Source organism: Promicromonospora sp. Populi (assembly GCF_041081105.1).
Taxonomy (GTDB): Bacteria; Actinomycetota; Actinomycetes; order Actinomycetales; family Cellulomonadaceae; genus Promicromonospora.
This window is the reverse complement of record NZ_CP163528.1, coordinates 4,543,981-4,563,178: the sequence shown is the minus strand read 5'-3', so window position 1 is coordinate 4,563,178 and position 19,198 is coordinate 4,543,981. Positions and strand designations below refer to the sequence as shown.

Below are 19,198 nucleotides of genomic sequence, written 5' to 3'. Positions count from 1 at the left end.
CTCAGCCCTTGACCGCACCCGCCATCGCGAAGGCCGAACCCGAGATTCTGGTGACCAGCACGTACAGGCCCAGCACCGGCGCCGCGTAGAGCAGGGAGTACGCGGCGAGCTGCCCGTAGGCGACCGACCCGTACTGCCCGAAGAACGCGAAGATGCTGACGGCCGCGGGCTGCTTCTCCGGGGAGAGCAGCAGCACGAACGGGACGAAGAAGTTCCCCCATGCCTGCACGAACACGAAGATGAACACCACGGCGATCCCCGGCCGCATGAGCGGCAGCACTATGCGGCGCAGCGCCTGCATGGCCGACGCACCCTCGGTCCACGCCGCCTCCTCCAGGGAGATCGGCACCGAGTCCATGAAGTTCTTCGTCATCCAGATCGCCATGGGCAAGGAGGTCGCCGCCATGAAGAAGACGGTTCCCGGCAGCGAGTCGAGCAGGTTGAGCTGCACGAAGAGCGCATACACCGGGACCATGATCGCGGTGATCGGCAGGCAGGTGCCGAACAGCACCGAGTACAGGAAGTACTTGCCGAACCGCAGGCGGTACCGCGACAACGGGTAGGCGGCGAGCACCGCTACGACCACCGTGATGGCCCCCGACCCCGCGGACAGCACAAACGCGTTCCACAACGGCAGCCACGTCAGCTCCGGCGTCATGATCGCGGCGAAGTTCGCAGTGGTCACGGCGTCGGGCAGGCCGAAGGAGAGCGTCGCCTCGGCGTCGAACGACGCGACGACCACCCACAGCATCGGCAGCACGAAGCAGATCGCGATCACCACCAGCACCAGGTTGGCCGCCACCTTGGTCGCCGTGGCGCGCGGTCCCGCCAGCCGGCTGACCGTGCCGCTACGTTCCGCCTTCACGGTGGGCGCCGTCATCAAGCCGGCCATCAGTCAACCTCCGGTCGGAGCGCGCGGATGTAGATCACGGAGAAGACCGCGCCCACGATGAGCATCACCGTCGCGATGGCCGTGCCGTAGCCGACCTGCGCGAACCGGAACGCCTCCTGGTAGGCCAGGATCGGCAGCGTCGAGCTGTCGGTGCCGGGGCCTCCGCCGGTCATCACGTAGATCAGCGTGAACACCGACAGGGTCTGCAGGGTGGTGAGCATCAGGTTGGTCGAGATGCTGCGCCGGATGAACGGCAGCGTCACAAAGAGCAACCGCTGCAGCCCGTTCGCGCCGTCGAGCTGCGCGGCTTCGGTGAGCTCGGGCGGAACCTCGACGATCGCGGCCGAGTAGACCATCATCGAGAAGGCCGTGCCGCGCCAGATGTTGGCGAGGATCACCGCGAGCATCGGTGTGGTGTACAGCCAGTCGGCCGGGGGGATCCCGAGGCCGCCGAGCAGTGTGTTGAGCGTGCCCTCGGAGTGGAAGAACGCGTACGCGGCGAACGCGGCGACGATCTCGGGCAGCACCCACGCCGCGACCACGACGGTCGAGGTGATGGACCGCACCGGCTTGACGGCCGAGCGGAGCAGCCCGGCCAGTGCGATGCCCAGGACGTTCTGCCCCACCACGGCGGAGAGGAACACAAAGACGACGGTGAGCCACAGCGCCCTGGGGAAATCGGCGTCGCCGAACAGGGCGGTGTAGTTGTCGAACCCGATCCACTCCGGGTTGAGAGCGGCGGGCCCGGTGAGGGCGGTGTTCGTGAACGAGCCGTAGAACGACCACACCACGGGGCCCAGCATGAACAGGGCGAGCAGGACGACGGCGGGCGCGAGCGGGAGCGCCCGCACCCCGCCGCGGGACTTGACGGCCATGGTGTCAGCCCTGAGTCGTGTTCTCTTCGCCGACGATGCCGACCACGGCCTCGTCGTAGACGGCGGCCGCCTCCTCAGCCGTCTGCTGCCCGGTCATGACGGACTCCATCGCGACCATGATCTCGTTGGAGATCTGCGGGTAGTCCGACGTCGCGGGCCGGAAGTGGGTCACGTCGACCAGGTCCGTGAAGAACTGCGTGGTCGGGTTGGTAGCGGTGTACTCGGGGTCTTCCGCGACATCGGTCCGCACGGCGATCTGGCTGGCCGCGACATCGAACCACAGCGAGTTCTCGCGGTTCAGGGCCATCGAGATGAACTCGAACGCGGCGTCCGGGTTCTCGGAGCCGGAACCCATGGCAAGCGTCCAGCCACCCGACATGCTCACCGCACCGGGGGCGGCACCGTCCTGGGTGGGCATGGCGGCGGTCCCCATGGTCTCGGTCCACTCGGGCCAGGGCGCGACGCCGGACTCGAGCCAGTTGCCCGCGATCCACGAGCCGTCCAGCGCGATGCCGACCCGGCCCTCCGGCAGCCACTGACCCTGCACCGTGTTGCCGATGTTCGTGTCGAGCGCCTGCTGCGGGGTGGGCGCGAGGCCCTCGGAGTACACGGTGCCGATGAAGTCGAGGGCGTCGATGAAGCCCTGCGAGCCCACCACCCACTGGCCGTCCTCGTAGAGGGTGTCGCCGGTGCCGTACAGCAGCATCTCGAAGCCCTGCATCACCGCGGCCTCACCCTGGGGCGTGCCGGAGTAGATGTTGAACGGGACGACGTCGGGGTCGGAGGCCTGGATCGCCCGGGCCGCCTCCAGCAGGTCGTCCCAGGACGTCGGCGCCCAGTCCGCGGGCAGACCCGCGTTGGCGAGCACGTCCCGGTTGAACCAGAGGCCGCGGGTGTCGGTACCCATGGAGACGCCGTAGATCTGGCCGTCGTCGCCAGCGCCGGCCTGCTGGGCGCTCTCGACGAACTGGCCCCACTCGTCCCATTCGGCGAGGTAGTCGTCCAGCGGCGCGAGGTACCCGGCCTCGACGTCCGACCGGATCATGTACGTGTCCTCGTACATGACGTCGGGGGCGGTGCTGGGCGACCGGTTCATCAGGGCGAGCCTGGTGAAGTAGTCGTTCTGCTGGGCCTCGATGGGCACCAGCTCCACGGTCATGCCGGGGTTCGCTTCCTCGAAGTCGGCCGCGACGTCCGTGAACAGCTCGTGGGCCTGCGTGAAGTTGCCGAACCTCTGGTACGCGACCGTGATCGTGGTGTCGTCACCCTCGCCCCCGCCGGAGCCGCAGGCGCCGAGCGAGAGGGCAAGAGCCGCTGCCGTGACGGGTGCGATGAAAAATCGTGCCGTACGCATGGAGCTCCCTTGCAATCGTGCGAGGCCCAGCAACGCCGCCGGGCCCATCTGTCGCACACGATTCACCCCAGACGTGCCGGAGTCAAGAGACACTCCCGTACCAATTGTCAGCGCTGTCACCCTGGGAACGCTGCCACCGACCGCAGACCTGGTCGGGCACGGACCCAGGTCTGCGGTCGGGGAATCAGCCTCGGGGGTCCGTCAGGACGGCTACGGTCCGGGCCGGGATCGTGGCGGTACCGGCCGCCCTGTCCCACTGGGTCTGTTGTACGACGGCGTCCGCCCCGCGCGCCTGCACCCGGGACAGCGCGTAGTCGCGGCCCGCGAGCTCCGGCACCTCGACGGTGGCCGCCGTCGGCGATGCGTTGAACACGACGAGCACGCCGTCCAGCCTGCGGTCGACGTCGGACGAGCCCGCGCGGTCGTCGATCGACATGGTGATCACACCGGGCAGCGCCTCCGGGCCGGAGCCGGGGAAGCTGACCTTCTGGTTGATGAGCTCGGCGGACCCCAGCCGGAACAGCTCGGTGGAGTGCCGCAGCTCCAGCAGCTCCGCGGCCTGTGCCGACGCGAAGGCGATGTCGTCCGGCGCCGGCTTGAGCGCGGCGTCGGCCAGGAGGGGCTGCCGGTAGGGCCACGTGTCCTCGTTGTCGGCAGCCAGCGGCAGGCCGCGGCCGAACCCGTTGTCCTGCCCCGACCAGTCGATCGTGTTGAACCAGTCGCCGGAGTCGTACGAGTTCCGGTCCAGGGACTTGGACCGCAGGAGGTCGGTGCCCGCGTGCCAGAACGAGGGCGACTGCGACAGCGCGGCGGTCGCCAGCGACACCGTGTTCATCCGGACCCGGTCCGCCATCGGGGTCTCCGCCGGCAGCTTGAGCGCGAGCAGGTCGAACAGCGTCTCGTTGTCGTGCGCGTCCACGTACGTCACTACCTCCTCGGGCGAGTCCGCGTAGCCCGCGGGTGAGCCCCGGTAGTCCAGCTCGTCACCGCGGACCTGCTCCCCCGACGAGGTGGTGACCTCGAAGGACCGCAGGTTCCCGGCCAGACCCAGCTTCACGAGGTCGCTCTGGTGGGCCAGGTCCGCTGCCTCGTCGACGCCGCCGTCGTTGACCGACGCCGGGTCGCCGAGCCGAGCGTTGTTGCCGTTCGGGTCGGTGAACAGCCCCGTGCCGAAGCCCTGCGTGAACAGGGACGCGCCGTCGACGGGCGAGCCGCCGTGGACGGCGTCACGCAGGCGGTCGCTGAACGTGCCGATGCCCGTGCCGCCGAGCTGACCCTGCGTGGCCTGCTCGAACCGCGCGTTGCCCGCCACCTCGCCAAAGTCCCAGCCCTCGCCGTACAGGTAGACGCTCTTCCCGTCCACGCCGTCGCGCCGGAGCGTCAGCTTGTCGAGCGCCGCCCGGACCGCCGCCATGTTCGCGCGGGAGTGGTGCCCCATCAGGTCGAACCGGAACCCGTCCACGTGGTAGTCGCGGGCCCAGGTGACCACCGAGTCCACCATCAGCTTGCTCGCCATGGCGTGCTCGGTGGCGACGTTCTGGCAGCAGGTGCTGGTCTCGACGGCGCCGCTGACCGGGTTCTGCCGGTGGTAGTAGCCGGGTACCACGCGGTCCAGCACGGACTTCGGGTCCTGGCCCGACGCCGCCGTGTGGTTGAACACCTGGTCCAGCACCACCTGCAGCCCGGCCCCGTGCAGGTTGCCGACCATCGAGCGGAACTCGGCGACCCGCGACCCGCCGTCGGCCCGGACGGCGTAGGAGCCCTCCGGCGCCATGAAGTGGAGCGGGTCGTAGCCCCAGTTGAAGCCGTCGGCCGCCTGGACCTCCGCGACGGCGGCCTGCTGCTGGGTACCGTCGGGCGCAAAGCCCGAGAGGTCGCCGGTCGTGGCCTGGTCCGCGCGGTCCTCGGGGATCGTGGCGATGTCGAAGGTCGGCAGCAGGTGCACGGTGGTCAGCCCGGCGTCGGCCAGGGAGCGCAGGTGCGTCATGCCGTCCGAGCCCCGGATCCCGAAGGCACCGTAGGTGCCGCGCAGGCGCTCGGGCACCGATTCGTCGGAGCTGGAGAAGTCGCGCACGTGCAGCTCGTAGATCGTCTGGTCCACGGCGTCCCGCACGACCGGCGCCTTGGTGGTGCGCCAGATCTTGGGCTGCCAGGCGGCGGCGTCCAGGTCGACCGCTACCGAGTGCGTCGAGTCGAGCGTGAGGCCCACCGAGTACGGGTCGGTCACGACGTTGGTCTCGACCTGTCCCGTGCTCGGCACGTACACCTCGACCGCGTACCGGTAGCGCACGCCCTGCCAGTTGAGCCGGCGGTCGGCGCGGCCGCCGTCGAGCGTCCAGGCACCGTCCCGCTGGCGGGTCATCTCGAAGGTGCGCGGCTCGTCGTCCAGCGACGTGCCCGCGGGCCAGACCTGCAGCGTCACCGCGCGCGCCGTCGGCGCCCACAGCGCGAACGACGCCGCGCTGCTGGGCTTGCCGCCGCCCAGCTGGCCGCTGCCCTGCCCGCCACTGCTCTGCGTACCGGCGCGCCAGGTCACGCCCAGCGTGCGGTCGGTCGCGAACAGGTCGTCCAGCACGCCGGGGATCTGCACACCCGTGGCCGCGGTCAGGGTTTCGCCGTCGTGCCGCGTGAGGCGCAGCGCCCCCTGGAGGGCCGACGTCGCCTCGGCGCGGCTCAGGCCCTCGACCTCCAGGGCGAGGTGGTCGGCCAGGTGCGGGAAGTCCTCCGCCACGTCGGCGGGCACCTCGCCTGAACCGTCGGCGGGCACCAGGTTGTACGACGTCGGCGCCTCCGGCGCGCCCGTCTCCATCGCCCACGTGTCACCCGTGCCGAAGCTGTCGGCCGGGACCAGGACCAGTCCCTGGCGCACCCAGTGCGCGGCCTGCTGGCCCTCGCCCGGCGTTCCGGGCGTGCCGACCTCGACGGAGGGCACCTTTGTCTCCGGGTCCCAGGTGAAGGTGACCGGCCCGCCGGCCGTCGAGTAGGGGATGTTCGCGCCGTCCCGCACGCCGTCGGCCCCGTAGTTCTCCGCCCAGGAGCCGTTGACTGCCACCTTGAACTCGTACGACCCGGCGGGGAGCTCGAACGTGCCGGTCCAGGTGCCGTCGTCGGCGAGGGTGAGGCGCGCGGCCGCGCAGTCCGGGGCCCAGTCGCCGGCGCAGCCCATCTCGCTGTTGTGCGATCCCGCGACGACGACCATGTCGATCTCCGGGTCGGGCCCGGGTCCGTCGACGACGCCGCTCACGTCGACGCCAACCGACGCGTACGAGCTCGCGGCCGTGCGGTCGCCGTCGGCGTCCTGCGTCACCGCGCGGTACTCGACCAGCGAGCCCTCGGGCAGGGCGTCGCCGTCGGGGCCGACGTCGTGGAACACGCGCGGCGACGTGTCCTCGGCGGTGCCGAGGTCGTGCCACTCGTCGGTGCCGACCGCACGCCAGGCGAAGGAGGTCTCGGCCCAGGCGTCGTCGATCCCGGCGGCGACGGGGGCGACGCCGGTCATCGCGGCGCCCGGCCGGGCGCTCGCGCCCGGGACCACGGCTAGGGTGCCCGCGGAGTCGGCACCCACCGTGCGGTCGGCGACCAGCACCAGCGCGGAGCGAGCCGGGACGGTCAGGGTCACCGCGCCGTCGGCGTCGGCCGTCACCGGAGTGTCGGTGCCGTACATCGGGGCGAAGGTCGCGCCAGGGGTGAGCGCGTCGAACGTGACCGTGCGCTGCTGCGCCGCGTTGTTGGCGGCGACGAGGTGCTCGACCTTTTCGTCGCGGTGCACGCGCGAGAACGCGTAGACGCCGGCGCCGTCGTCGGCGTACCGCTCGATCTGGGCGCCCGTAGCGAGCGCGGGGTGGTCGTCCCGCAGGTCGGCGAGGGCGGCGATGTGCTCGTAAAGCGGCGCGTCGGTGCCGTACCGGTCGACGCTGCCGGCCTGCTCGCCCGTCACCAGGGGCTGGTTCGCGTACTCGTCGACCTGGGTCGCGAAGAGGCTCTGGCGGGCGTCCTTGTCGCCGCCGGTGCCCGCGAAGCCCTGCTCGTCCCCGTAGTACACGACCGGCTGGCCGCGGGTGAGGTACATGAGCTCGTGCGCCAGCTCGTCGCGTTCCAGCGGGTTCTCGGCGGCGGCGAGCATGTACCCCACACGGCCCATGTCGTGGTTGCCGAGGAATGTCGGCAGCGCCGCGCCGCTGCTGTGCGGCGTGGTGTACAGGTCGTCGGAGGCGTACAGGTCAGCGAGCCGCTGCGCGCTGTTGCCGCTCGCGTAGCTCGTGGCTGCCGACTGGAACGAGAAGTCGAGCACGGAGCTCATGTCGGTGCGGCGCACGTACGGGGAGGTCTTGGCGGCGTCGGCGTCGAACACCTCGCCGAACGTGAAGAACTCGTCCCTGCCCTGGGCGCGGGCGTAGTCCTGGATCTCGGTGGACCACTCCTCCCAGAACTCGAAGTTCACGTGCTTGACCGTGTCGATGCGGAACCCGTCGATGCCGAGGTCGATCCACGCCTTGTAGATCTCCTCGAAGCCGTCCACGACCGTCGGGTGCTCGGTCATCAGGTCGTCCAGGCCGCTGAAGTCGCCGTACGTGACGGACTCCCCCGTCCACGTCGAGTTGCCTCGGTTGTGGTAGAGCGTGGGGTCGTTGAGCCAGGCCGGGACCTTCACGTCCTCGTCGCCGGCGTCGATCACGGGTGTGTACGGGAAGCTCGTGGCGGCGTCGAGCTCGGGAAAGCTGCCCGTCCCCGCGTGGTCGGCCGGGTCGAAGACGTTGCCGTCGGCGTCCGTGTACGGGGCGGTGGCCTGGTCCACGTAGTCGTACGTGCCCTCGGCGTAGTCGACGACGTCGGCCGTGTGGTTGGTGATGATGTCGAAGTAGACCTTGAGGCCGCGCGCGTGGGCGTCGTCGATCAGCGCCTCGAGCTCGGCATTGGTGCCCAGGTGCGGGTCGATCCGCGTGAAGTCGGTGATCCAGTAGCCGTGGTAGCCGGCGCTCACGTCAGCGCCGGAGCCCTGCACCGGGCGGTTCAGGAAGCTCGGGGTGAGCCAGATCGCGGTGGTGCCCAGGCCCTCGATGTAGTCGAGGTTCTGGCGCAGGCCGGCGAGGTCGCCGCCCTGGTAGAAGCCCTTGTCTTCCGGGTCGAAGCCGGTGCTGAGCCGGTCGCCGGTCAGGCCGCCCTCGTCGTTGGTGGGGTCACCGTTGGCGAACCGGTCGGTCATCACGAAGTAGAAGCGCTCGTCGCTGCCCGGCTGCCGGACGGGCTCGTGCACCAGGGCCTCGTCCGTGTCCGTGTACTCGCCCGCGAGGGTGAGCGGGGTCAGGGCGGTGCGGTGGGTGGCGTCGTCGTAGGTGACCCGGACCCGGGCCGGTCCTTCGAGGTGGATCGGGGCGTTGTCCTGGCCGCCGTCGCGGCCGTAGGACTCGTCCCACGAGTCGTTCAGCGCCACCTTGTACTCGTATGTTCCGGCCGGGATCTCGAACTCCGCGGCGAACGTACCGTCCGGCTGGGGGGCGAGCTCCGTGGCGGCGCACGCCGGGTCCCAGTCGGCGGCGCAGCCCAGCTCGTCCTGGAGGCTGCCGACGAGGGCGGCGGTGCCGTCCTGTTCGGCTGCGACCGCGCCCGTCGTGGTGGCTGCGAGCCCGACGGCGGCCAGGAGGGCGATCGCGACGGCTGCGGCGCCAAGTTGTGCCGGTTGTGCCGGGCGCAGGCGCGCAGAGCGAGACATGGAAGACCCCTTCGTCGTCCGGAACCCCAGTGTGAACCGACGGCGACTGTAACGCTTGCAGAACTTTGCAGCAAGGGTCCGGTAGGGCGAATTGGCCGATATCAGAGCTGGAGCTTGAACCCCTCGTGGGACTGGTCGTAGCCGAGGCTCCGGTAGAACCGGTGCGCCTCGGGGCGCTGCTTGTCCGACGTCAGCTGGGCCAGCGCGCAGCCGCGCGCCCGGCCGCGCTCGTGGGCATGCTCCATCAGCCGGCGGCCGATGCCCTGGCCGCGCAGGTCGCTGCTCACACGCACGGCCTCGACCAGGAGGCGCGAGGCACCGTTGCGCGAGATCCCCGGGATGAACGTCAGCTGCATGACGCCGATCACCTCGCCGTCGGACTCCGCCACGACCAGCTCGTTGTCCGGGCTGGCGGTGATGGCCTCGAACGCCCTGGAGTGCGGCTCGCCGTAGGTGCCGGTGCGGCGGGCGGCGACGGCGTCGTCGGCGATGAGCTCGACTATGCGCTCGAGGTCGTCCCGCTTGGCCTCGCGAAAGATCAGATCCATGCCGCCACCCTAAACACCGACCCGGCTTACGATCGTCCCGTCAGGGCCGAACCATCCGAGAGGCACTCCCTGTGACCACACCCTCCGCGTCCGCGGCCTCCAGCACCGCCCCGGACGCGACGCCACGCAGCTCCTGGCTCGCGCTGGCGGTACTGATCCTGGGCGTCTCGATGGCTCTGCTCGACACGACCATCGTGAACGTCGCGCTGCCGACCATCCGCACGTCGCTCGACGCATCAGAGGCGACGTTGTCCTGGATCATCTCCGGCTACGCGCTCGCCTATGGCCTGGCCCTCATCCCCGCCGGCCGCGTGGGCGACCGGATCGGGCACAAGTGGCTGTTCATCGTGGGCCTGGCCGGGTTCACGCTCGCGAGCCTCTGGTGCGGCCTCGCTTCCGGTGCCACCGAGCTGATCGTGGCCCGCGTGGTCCAGGGCCTGTGCGGCGGCATCTTCTACCCGGCGGTGACCGCACTGATCCAGCTCATGTTCGCCGGCCGCACGCGCGGCAAGGCGTTCGCCGTGATGGGAGCGGCCATCGGGTTCTCCACCGCCCTCGGACCGATTGTCGGCGGCCTGCTGATCGAGGCATTCGGCGATGCCGAGGGGTGGCGCTCGATCTTCTTCGTCAACCTGCCGTTCGGGGTGATCGCGGTCACCGCGGCAATCATCCTGCTGCCGCGGATCGTCGTCGGGGCCACCTCGCGCGGGGTCGACTTCGTGGGGCTGCTGCTGCTCTCGGTCGCGCTGGTCGCCGTGCTGGTTCCGCTCATCGAGGGCGAGAGCACCGGCTGGCCCTGGTGGACCTGGGTTTCGCTGGCGGGTGGCCTGCTGCTGCTCGTCGTGTTCGCGTACTGGGAGCGGACGGTGGTGGCGCGTGGCGACAGCCCGCTCGTGCCACCGCACCTGTTCTCGAACCTGGCCTTCACCGGCGGAGTGGTCCTCGCCCTGGTCTACTTCGCTGCCTTCACCAGCATCTTCTTCACCATCTCGATCTTCTGGCAGTCCGGTCTGGGCCACTCGGCGCTGGCCTCCGGGCTGGTTTCAGTGCCCTTCGCCGTCGGCTCGATCCTGGGCGCGTCACAGAGCGAGCGCCTTGCGCACCGCCTGGGCCGGCCCGTGCTTGTGATCGGCACGGCCATGGTCGCCCTGGGGCTCGTTTCGGTGTGGTTAGTGCTCTGGCTGGTGCCGGCCGGTGACCTGACCCACTGGCACCTGCTGCCGTCGCTTCTGGTCGCCGGCATCGGCAGCGGCCTGTTCATCGCGCCGAACGCACAGTTCATCACCGCCACGGTGGACCGCGCCGACGCCGGCGCGGCGTCCGGCGTGATCGGCACCATGCAGCGCGTCGGCTCTGCCGCGGGGATCGCCGTCGTGGGCTCGGTGCTGTTCGCGGCGCTGACATTCCCGCCCGGCCAGCCGACGCCCGAGGTTGTCGCCGACACCTACGCCCACGCCGCGACCCTGGCGATGGGCACCAGCGCCGCGCTCGCCGTGGTGGCGTTCCTGCTGGTCTTTGTGCTCCCGCACCGGGCGGCGCCCCCGCGGTAGCACCTCGGCCTGCGAGGTGGCCAGTCCGGCGGCGGGTAGCTGACGCAGCGCCAAGATGCTTATGCGCGCCGGTGCGTCCGGTCCGCCAGGCTGGCCTCGATCTGGCGGGTCGTCGCCGCGGCGATTCGTGGTGACGTCTCGGCGTAGGCCGAATAGGCACTGAGACCGGTGGTCAGGCCCCAACCGCGCCCCCTGACCCAGGTGGCGTCGTCCACGGCGAGTGCGGCCCGGAAGGCTGCTCGACCCTCGACGTCCAGAAGGGTGTAGGCCATCATCAGGTCGCTCGACGGATCGCCGTACCTGAGCCCGCCGAAGTCGATGACGGCGCTGAGGCGCCCGCCGACGGTCAGCAGGTTCCCGGTGTGGAAGTCGCCGTGGGTCCACACAGCGGAACGGCCCCAGGGCTCGGCGGCCATCGCCTCGTCCCACACCGCGGTCATCGCCGCCGCGTCGAAATCGCCCGAGAGGCGGTCGATCGTGGCGCGCGTCGACCGATCCCGGGAAGCCAGCGGCTGCGGACACAGCGAGACGGCGTCTTCGGGTGCAGGTCGGACGATGTCGGCGGTGCGCCACAGGGCCGTGAGGAACCGGGCCAGCTCACGAGCGACGGACCTGGACCTGCCCAGCACCTCGACGGTGGCAACCTCGCCATCGAGCCAACGGAACACCGACCACGGCCACGGATAGCCCAGACCGGGGAGGCCCTGGGCCACGGGGACCGGGACGGCGAGCGGCAGGTGGGGCGCGAGGCGAGGTAGCCAGGCGAACTCCGTTCCAAAGCCGTCCAGGGGGCCGGAGTGGCGCGGCAGTCGGACGGCGAGGTCGGCACCCAGCCGGTGGATCACATGGTCCGACCCACCCGGTTCGACCCGCTCCAGCGGTAGCGCGGCCCACCGAGGGAACTGAGCGTCGACGAGTCCACGAACGAGTGCCGTGTCGATGTGAGGTCGCAGGCCGTCTTCCGACAAGAAATTCCTCCTAGTGCACCGTCACTCGTCCGCCACGCGGCGACGCGAGACCCCAGCATCCAAGGGCGTCAGCCCGCGAGGTGGCTCCACCTCGGCGCGAGGCCGGTCCACGGCCCGACGTCGGCCACCTGGCCGTCGACCAGGACCACCACTCGGTCGGCGCGAGCGAGCGCAGCCCGCTTCGACGTCGCGCCGACCACCGTGGTGCCCCGCTCCCGCAGGGAAGCCCACAGCTCGATCTCGGTCGAGGCGTCCAGGGCGCTGGACACGTCGTCCGCCAGCAGCAGCTCGGTGTCTGCGGCGAGCGCCCGCGCGAGCGCGAGGCGCTGCACCTGGCCGCCGGACAGGCGCACGCCGCGGTGCCCGACGAGGGCGTGCGGGCCGCCGGCCTCCTCCATGTCCTGCCCGAGGCGTGCGCCCTGGACCGGACCGTCGATGTCGCGCGGGTGGTCCAGCCGGACGTTGTCGGAGAACGTGCCGGACAGCACGCGCGGCACCTGGGCCACGTACGCCACCTGGCCGGGGCGCAGGAACGCCTGGGCGTCGGTCACCTCGGTCCCGTTCCACCGGACGTCGCCGGTGTGCTCCATGAGCCCGGCCAGCGCGGACAGCAGGGACGACTTGCCCGACCCGACCTGCCCGAGCAGCAGCACTAGCTCGCCGCGGCGAACCTCGAGGTCGACGTCGGACACGCCGATCGTGCCGTCGTCGTGCACGGCGGTCAGGTTGCGCAGCTCCAGGCGGTCCAGCGGCTCGCGCTTGGCCGGCTCGGCGCCGGCGCGGTGCCGGTCACCAGGTCCACCCCGGGCTCGCGCGAGACGAGGTCGACGCCGCCCGCGAACCGGGCCGTCGCGACCTGCCAGGCGCGGGTACCGGGCGCCTCCGTGACCACCGCGCCCGCCACGACGCCGAACCATGCGAAGCCGGTCACGGCGTTCGCGACGAGCAGCGTGGTCGCCAGGTCCCACCTGCCCGTGAGCAGGAACGACCAGGCGACGACAACACCGACGTACAGCGTCACCAGCGGCACCGAGTCGAGCACCGCCTGCACCCGGTGCTCGAAGATCGCAGCCTTCACGCGGCCCGAGTCGACCTCGCCCAGGTGCCGACGGACGTCGGGCGTGCGGGCGGCCAGCTTGACCGTGCGTGCCGAGTCGAGCGCGGAGACCAGGGCGCGGCCGAACCGCGCACGTGCCGCCGAGGAGCCCGCGGCGGAGCGGCCGGCGATCGGCCGCCCGACGGCCGAGGCCAGGGCCGACACGACCATGACCGCCAGCAGGACGGCGCCCGCGGTCCAGGTCCCGCTGATCAGCGCCGTGACGACCACGATCGCCAGACCGTTGACGAAGTCGACCCAGCGGTCCGCGTACTGCACGAACCGGTCCGCGTCCATGGACCGGGCCACGACCTCGCCCGGCGGCGTGGGCGCCAGCCGGTACTGCCGGGTCTGCCCGTGCATGACCGACATCCGGATCCGCAGCAGGATCTCGATCCACCAGAGCGGGTACACGCCCATGGCGCGGGAGATGAACAACGGCTGCATCAGCAGGAGCACCGCGAGCGTCGCCAGCAGGCCCACGGGCAGCTCGCCCGCGCCCAGCTCCTCGACCGTGCGGCCGAACAGGAACCCGCTGAGCGCACCCTGAGCCGCGACCAGGCTCCCCAGGAGGAACAGGACCGCACCGAAAGCGCCCCACTTCGGGCGCACGAACAGGGCGTGCAGCACGCCGCGCGCGAGGCTCGGCCCGTCGCCGGGAGGCGTCAGCTCAGGCGGGGTCCCGGCCCGACGGCGGCCGCCGACCGCGTCGGGCTCGGTGGTCTGAGCATCGGTCGTCTGGGCACTGATCGTCTCGGGACCATCCGTCTCGGCGTCGGCCGCCACCTCCTCCAACGTCCCGTCGCTCGTGCCGGCCTCCAGCAGGGTGCGGAACGGGCCCGGGGTCCGGGCGAGCGCCGCGCGACGGCCCTGCTGCACCACTCGGCCGTGGTCGAGCACGGCCACGAGTCCGGCCCGCTCGATGGTGCCCAGGCGGTGTGCGATCAGCACGCCGGTGCGCCCGGCGAGCAGCCGGTCAGACGCCGCGACGACTCGCGCCTCGGTGAGCGGGTCCATCCGCGCGGTCGCCTCGTCGAGCACCACGAGCTGCACGTGCCGCACGAGGAGCCGGGCGAACGCGACGAGCTGCTCCTCGCCCGCCGAAAGCTTGGTGCCACCCGGACCGAGAAGCGTGTCGAGGCCGTCGGGCAGACCCTCCGTCCAGTCGCTCAGGCCGAGCTCGCGCACCGCACCCTCGATGGCCGACCGCGGGACGTCGGCGAACAGCGCGATGTTCTCCGCGAGGGTCCCGGCGATGATCTCGGTGCGCTGGGTCACCACGCCGACGGCGCCCCGCAGCTTCTGCAGGTCGAGGTCGCGTACGTCGGCCCCGCCCAGGAACACCGAGCCCCGCTCGGGCTCGACCGCGCGCGACAGCAGCGCGGCCAGCGTCGACTTGCCCGAGCCCGTCCGGCCCACGAGCGCGATCGTCTCTCCGGCGGGGACCATCAGGTCCACACCGCTCAGGGCGAACGTACCCTCGGCGTAGGCGAAGCTCAGGTCGCGCAGCTCGAGCTGGAGCGGCCCGCCCGGCACGTCGTCCCCACCCTCGGGCTCCGGCTCCACCGCCAGCATCTGCCGGATGCGCAGGATCGCGCCGAGGCCCTCCTGGATGTCCGGGAGGTGGTGCACCAGGTTGTCCATCTGGCCCACGAACAGGGCGGTGACCAGGAACAGGGTGACGAGCTGATCCACGGACAGGCTGCCGCCGGAGGCCAGCACCGCGCACACGACGACGGTCCCGGCCAGCAGGGTGTACAGCACCAGCCCGGCCCGGCGCAGCAGGCGCTCCTCGACCCGCACCACGTCCTTGAACTTGCGGTGCACCATCGCCGAGAGCTGCGCGACCCGCCGCACGGCGAACGCCTGTCCCAGGCTGGTGCGCAGGTCGTTCCGGGCGGCGACGGCCTCCTCGAAGGCGGCGGCGTGGTCGGTCCACGCGACCTCCTCGATCACCTTGAGGCGCGCGATCTCACCGAGCAGCGGCCGGGTGAGCAGGACGACGATCCCGCCCAGCAAGGGGAACAGGATCCAGGCCGGCCACCAGGTGATGCCCGCGATGATCCACATGGGTACAACGCCCACGACGGTGCGGCCGGCGCCCCACAGCTGGCGGCGCACGAGCCGCCCGGCGGCGTGCGTGTCGTCGTCGACCCGGTCGAGCACCTCGCCCACGGCCTGCTCGGAGAGCGTCGCGAGCGGCTGGCGCAGCGCCGCACTGAGCAGGTCGCTCCGGAGCTTGCCCTCGGCGCGGTCCACCACGCTGGCCCAGACCACCTGCCCGAGTCCGTCGAACAGCGCGCCACCCACCACGCACGCAGCGAGCAGCACCAGCCCGGCAACGGTGGCGTTCGCCGCCAGCTGCCCGGCCGCGGCCGTGCCGAGAGCCTGGCCCACGGCGCCCGCGGTCAGGGCGAGCAGGGCGATGACGGCCGCCGGGCCGCGCAGCCGCCGCCAGTCGAGCCGGCGTGCCGGGTCGTTCGCCAGGACCGGCGCAGGGCGAGGCGACGCCTCCGGATGGGGCGTGGTGTCAGGGGTCTGCGGCGCGTCGATCATGGTTTCTTGAGGCTACGTCGAGACACCGACAGTCCCCGCCTCTTTTTCTTCCCGGCGACGCACGTCACGCACCCGCACCAGACGGGTCAGGCCCTCAGGTCACCCGGGTGACCTGAGGGCCTGGCACGTGCCGACGGGTGGGTCAGAGCGAAGCGAGCGCCTCGTTGAACGTGGTGCTCGGGCGCATCACCGCGGTCGCCTTGGCGTCGTCCGGGCGGTAGTAGCCGCCGATGTCCGCCGGCTTGCCCTGGACCGCGAGCAGCTCCGCCACGATCGCCTGCTCACCCGTGGCCAGCGCCTCGGCGAGCGGCTTGAACGTGGCGGCCAGGTCGGCGTCGTCGGACTGCGTGGCCAGCTCCTGCGCCCAGTACAGGGCGAGGTAGAAGTGCGAGCCACGGTTGTCGATGGTGCCGAGCTTGCGGCCCGGGGAGCGGTCCTCGGCGAGGAACGTCCCGGTGGCGCGGTCGAGCGTGTCGGCCAGGACCTGGGCCCTGGCGTTGCCCTCGGTGGTCGCGAGGTGCTCGAACGACGCGGCCAGCGCGAAGAACTCACCGAGCGAGTCCCAGCGCAGGTAGTCCTCCTCGACGAGCTGCTGCACGTGCTTCGGCGCGGAGCCGCCGGCGCCCGTCTCGAAGAGGCCGCCACCGTTCATCAGCGGCACGATCGAGAGCATCTTCGCCGACGTGCCGACCTCGAGGATCGGGAACAGGTCGGTGTTGTAGTCGCGCAGCACGTTGCCGGTCACCGAGATGGTGTCCAGGCCCTTGCGGATGCGCGCCAGCGAGTACGCAGTGGCCTCCGCCGGATCCATGATCAGGATCTCGAGGCCCTCGGTGTTGTGCTCCGGCAGGTACTGCTCGATCTTCGCGATCAGGTTGGCGTCGTGCGCGCGGCGCGAGTTCAGCCAGAACACCGCGGGGGTGGCCGAGGCGCGGGCCCGAGTGACGGCCAGCTTGATCCAGTCGCGGATCGGGGCGTCCTTGGTCTGGCAGGCACGCCAGATGTCACCGGCGTGGACGGCGTGCTCCAGGACGACGTCGCCCGCACCGTTCACGATGCGCACGGTGCCGTCGCCCGTGATCTCGAACGTCTTGTCGTGCGAGCCGTACTCCTCGGCCGCCTGCGCCATCAGGCCCACGTTCGGCACGGAGCCCATGGTGGCCGGGTCGAGAGCACCGTTGGCGCGGCAGTCGTCGATGACCGTCTGGTAGATCCCGGCGTAGGAGGAGTCGGGGATCACGGCGAGGGTGTCGGCCTCCTCGCCCTCGGGGCCCCACATGTGGCCACCGATGCGGATCATGGCGGGCATCGACGCGTCGACGATGACGTCGGACGGGACGTGCAGGTTGTTGATGCCCTTGTCGGAGTTCACCATGGCCATCTTCGGGCCGTCGGCCAGCGCGGTGTCGAACGCCGCGCGGATCTCGGCGCCGTTCGGCAGCGTGGCGAGCCCGGCGAAGATGCCGCCGAGGCCGTCGTTCGCCGACAGGCCGGCGTCGGCCAGGTCCTGCCCGTACTTCTCGAAGACCGGCTTGAAGAACGCCTTCACCACGTGGCCGAAGATGATCGGGTCGGAGACCTTCATCATCGTGGCCTTGAGGTGCACGGAGAACAGGATGCCCTCGGCCTTTGCCCGCTCGATCGACTCGGCGAGGAACGCGTCCAGCGCGGCGGCGTCGATGAACGTGGCGTCCACGACCTCGCCCGCCAGGACCGGCAGCGACTCCTTGAGCACGGTCACGGTGCCGTCGGCGGCGACGTGCTCGATGCGCAGCGTGTCGTCGGTCGCGCTGACAAACGACTTCTCGTTGGCGAAGAAGTCGTCGTGGCCCATCGTCGCGACGTTCGTCTTCGACTCCGGCGTCCAGGCACCCATGCGGTGCGGGTGCGCCTTCGCGTAGTTCTTGACCGACGCCGGTGCGCGGCGGTCGGAGTTGCCCTGGCGCAGCACCGGGTTCACGGCGGAACCCATGACGCGGCCGTAGCGCTCGCGCGCGTCCTTCTCCGCGTCGGTCTCGACGCTCTCCGGGAAGTCAGGCAGGTCGTAGCCGAGCGACTGGAGCTCGGCGATGGCGGCCTTCAGCTGGGGCAGCGACGCCGAGACGTTCGGCAGCTTGATGATGTTGGCCGACGGGTCGTTCGCGAGCTCGCCCAGCTCGGCGAGGGCGTCCGGCTGGCGCTGCTCGTCCGTGAGCCGCTCCGGGAACTGCGCGATGATCCGGCCCGCGAGCGAGATGTCGCGGGTCTCGACGTCTACCCCGGCCTTGGCCGCGTATGCCGAGACGATCGGCAGGAACGAGTAGGTCGCCAGAAGCGGGGCCTCGTCCGTGTGGGTGTAGATGATCTTGGACATGGGTGTGGCTGACTCCCCGGGTGTTGGAATGTGCCGATCTCTCGATATCAAGATACCTGAGGGTCCTGCCCACTCCGGTATTGCGAGACGCACCTCACGCCCAGGTTTGTCGTGGGCGTGAGGCGCGGATCAGATGAGGCCCAGGGACCGGACGGCGTCGCGCTCCTCCACCAGCTCGGCGACGCTCGCGTCGATCCGGGTCCGGGAGAAGTCGTCGATCGACAAGCCCTCGACGATCTTCCACTCGCCGCCGCCGTCGGACGTCACGGGGAAGGACGAGACGAGGCCCTCCGGGACTCCGTACTCGCCGGAGGACCACAGGCCCACCGACGTCCAGTCGCCCTCGGGTGTGCCGAGCGTCCAGTCGCGCACGTGCGCGATCGCCGCGTTCGCGGCAGAGGCCGCCGACGACGCCCCGCGCGCCTGGATGATCGCCGCGCCGCGCTTGGCGACCGTCGGGATGAAGTCGTCGGTGAGCCAGGCCGTGTCCGCCGCGATCTCGGCGCCGGGACGCCCGCCGACCTCGGCGTGGAACAGGTCGGGGTACTGCGAGGCGGAGTGGTTGCCCCAGATGGTGAGCTTCTTGATGTCGGCGACGGGCGTCCCGGACTTGGCCGCGACCTGCGAGAGCGCACGGTTGTGGTCCAGGCGGGTCATCGCGGTGAACCGCGTGGCCGGCACGTCCGGGGCGTTCGACGCGGCGATGAGTGCGTTGGTGTTCGCGGGGTTGCCGACCACGAGCACCCGGACGTCGGCGGCGGCGCCCTCGTTGATGGCCCGGCCCTGCGGGCCGAAGATGCCGCCGTTGGCCTCGAGCAGGTCCGCGCGCTCCATGCCGGGCCCGCGCGGGCGGGCACCGACGAGGAGGGCGACGTTGACGCCGTCGAAGGCCTTGACCGGGTCGTCGAAGATCTCGACGCCGGCCAGGGTCGGGAAGGCGCAGTCGTCGAGCTCCATGGCTGTGCCCTCGGCGGCCGCGACGGCCTGCGGGATCTCGAGGAGGCGGAGCCGCACAGGGGTGTCCGCGCCAAGCATCTCGCCCGCTGCTATGCGGAAGAGGAGCGCGTACCCGATCTGGCCAGCGGCTCCGGTGACGGTGACGGTTACGGGTTCAGTCATGGGCCCCACTCTTGCATCGACCGACCCGCCCCGCCCACCCCTCAGACAAGATCCGTGCGTCATCCGTGCGCCTGCCGTGCGCCTGCGTACAACTTCGGTGGGTCTCGGCACGACGGGGGAAGACCCGGTGCGGAGGGTGTCGTCGTGATCAGCGGAGGAACGGTGATGAAAATACCG

General features: G+C 71.0%; 11 protein-coding genes. 1 reads left to right on the top strand and 10 read right to left on the bottom strand.

The window, feature by feature from the left end; all coding sequences use genetic code 11:
* Position 1 precedes the first annotated feature (1 nt).
* The 5 genes from AB1046_RS20615 to AB1046_RS20595 all read right to left on the bottom strand — a co-directional run bounded on the left by AB1046_RS20615 (position 2) and on the right by AB1046_RS20595 (position 9,379).
* Positions 2–892: a carbohydrate ABC transporter permease gene (locus tag AB1046_RS20615; RefSeq protein WP_369371148.1), complete on the bottom strand. Its 891-nt coding sequence runs from the start codon at positions 890–892 to the stop codon at positions 2–4.
* The gene (locus AB1046_RS20610; RefSeq protein ID WP_369371147.1) at positions 892–1,767 is read right to left on the bottom strand and encodes a carbohydrate ABC transporter permease; all 876 of its coding nucleotides are present in this window, start codon (positions 1,765–1,767) and stop codon (positions 892–894) included. Before AB1046_RS20610 ends, AB1046_RS20615 begins: the two co-directional genes overlap by 1 nt.
* A 4-nt stretch (positions 1,768–1,771) precedes the next feature.
* Positions 1,772–3,121: an extracellular solute-binding protein gene (locus AB1046_RS20605; RefSeq protein ID WP_369371146.1), complete on the bottom strand. Its 1,350-nt coding sequence runs from the start codon at positions 3,119–3,121 to the stop codon at positions 1,772–1,774.
* 184 nt (positions 3,122–3,305) lie between these two features.
* Positions 3,306–8,831, bottom strand: a complete 5,526-nt coding sequence (pulA, locus tag AB1046_RS20600; RefSeq protein WP_369371145.1) for a pullulanase-type alpha-1,6-glucosidase — start codon at positions 8,829–8,831, stop codon at positions 3,306–3,308.
* Between the two features lie 101 nt (positions 8,832–8,932).
* Positions 8,933–9,379, bottom strand: coding sequence for an N-acetyltransferase family protein (locus AB1046_RS20595; RefSeq protein ID WP_369371144.1), 447 nt, complete (start codon positions 9,377–9,379; stop codon positions 8,933–8,935).
* Between the two features lie 71 nt (positions 9,380–9,450).
* Between AB1046_RS20595 and AB1046_RS20590 the strand changes: the two genes are divergently transcribed.
* Positions 9,451–10,929 carry an MFS transporter gene (locus tag AB1046_RS20590; protein WP_369371143.1) on the top strand — a complete coding sequence of 493 codons (1,479 nt, stop codon included), beginning with the start codon at positions 9,451–9,453 and terminating at the stop codon, positions 10,927–10,929.
* Between the two features lie 59 nt (positions 10,930–10,988).
* Here AB1046_RS20590 and AB1046_RS20585 read toward each other — a convergent pair whose 3' ends face one another.
* The 5 genes from AB1046_RS20585 to AB1046_RS20565 form a co-directional block, all read right to left on the bottom strand.
* The gene (locus AB1046_RS20585) at positions 10,989–11,897 is read right to left on the bottom strand and encodes an aminoglycoside phosphotransferase family protein (RefSeq protein ID WP_369371142.1); all 909 of its coding nucleotides are present in this window, start codon (positions 11,895–11,897) and stop codon (positions 10,989–10,991) included.
* Positions 11,898–11,965: 68 nt separating this feature from the next.
* A complete protein-coding gene (locus tag AB1046_RS20580) occupies positions 11,966–12,613 on the bottom strand; it encodes an ATP-binding cassette domain-containing protein (protein WP_369371141.1) in 648 nt (215 codons plus the stop codon).
* A gap of 5 nt (positions 12,614–12,618) precedes the next feature.
* A complete protein-coding gene (locus tag AB1046_RS20575) occupies positions 12,619–15,549 on the bottom strand; it encodes an ATP-binding cassette domain-containing protein (protein WP_369371140.1) in 2,931 nt (976 codons plus the stop codon).
* A gap of 142 nt (positions 15,550–15,691) precedes the next feature.
* Entirely contained in the window at positions 15,692–17,902 is a 2,211-nt protein-coding gene (locus tag AB1046_RS20570; RefSeq protein ID WP_369371139.1) for an NADP-dependent isocitrate dehydrogenase, read from the bottom strand.
* Between the two features lie 129 nt (positions 17,903–18,031).
* On the bottom strand, positions 18,032–19,021 hold the full coding sequence (locus AB1046_RS20565; RefSeq protein ID WP_369371138.1) for a malate dehydrogenase: 990 nt from the start codon (positions 19,019–19,021) through the stop codon (positions 18,032–18,034).
* Between the last annotated feature and the right edge of the window lie 177 nt (positions 19,022–19,198).

Coding starts and splice junctions, on each gene's coding strand:
- AB1046_RS20615 (WP_369371148.1), bottom strand. CDS start 892: ATGGCCGGCTTGATGACGGCGCCCACCGTGAAGGCGGAACGTAGCGGC.
- AB1046_RS20610 (WP_369371147.1), bottom strand. CDS start 1,767: ATGGCCGTCAAGTCCCGCGGCGGGGTGCGGGCGCTCCCGCTCGCGCCC.
- AB1046_RS20605 (WP_369371146.1), bottom strand. CDS start 3,121: ATGCGTACGGCACGATTTTTCATCGCACCCGTCACGGCAGCGGCTCTT.
- pulA (WP_369371145.1), bottom strand. CDS start 8,831: ATGTCTCGCTCTGCGCGCCTGCGCCCGGCACAACCGGCACAACTTGGC.
- AB1046_RS20595 (WP_369371144.1), bottom strand. CDS start 9,379: ATGGATCTGATCTTTCGCGAGGCCAAGCGGGACGACCTCGAGCGCATA.
- AB1046_RS20575 (WP_369371140.1), bottom strand. CDS start 15,549: ATGATCGACGCGCCGCAGACCCCTGACACCACGCCCCATCCGGAGGCG.
- AB1046_RS20570 (WP_369371139.1), bottom strand. CDS start 17,902: ATGTCCAAGATCATCTACACCCACACGGACGAGGCCCCGCTTCTGGCG.
- AB1046_RS20565 (WP_369371138.1), bottom strand. CDS start 19,021: ATGACTGAACCCGTAACCGTCACCGTCACCGGAGCCGCTGGCCAGATC.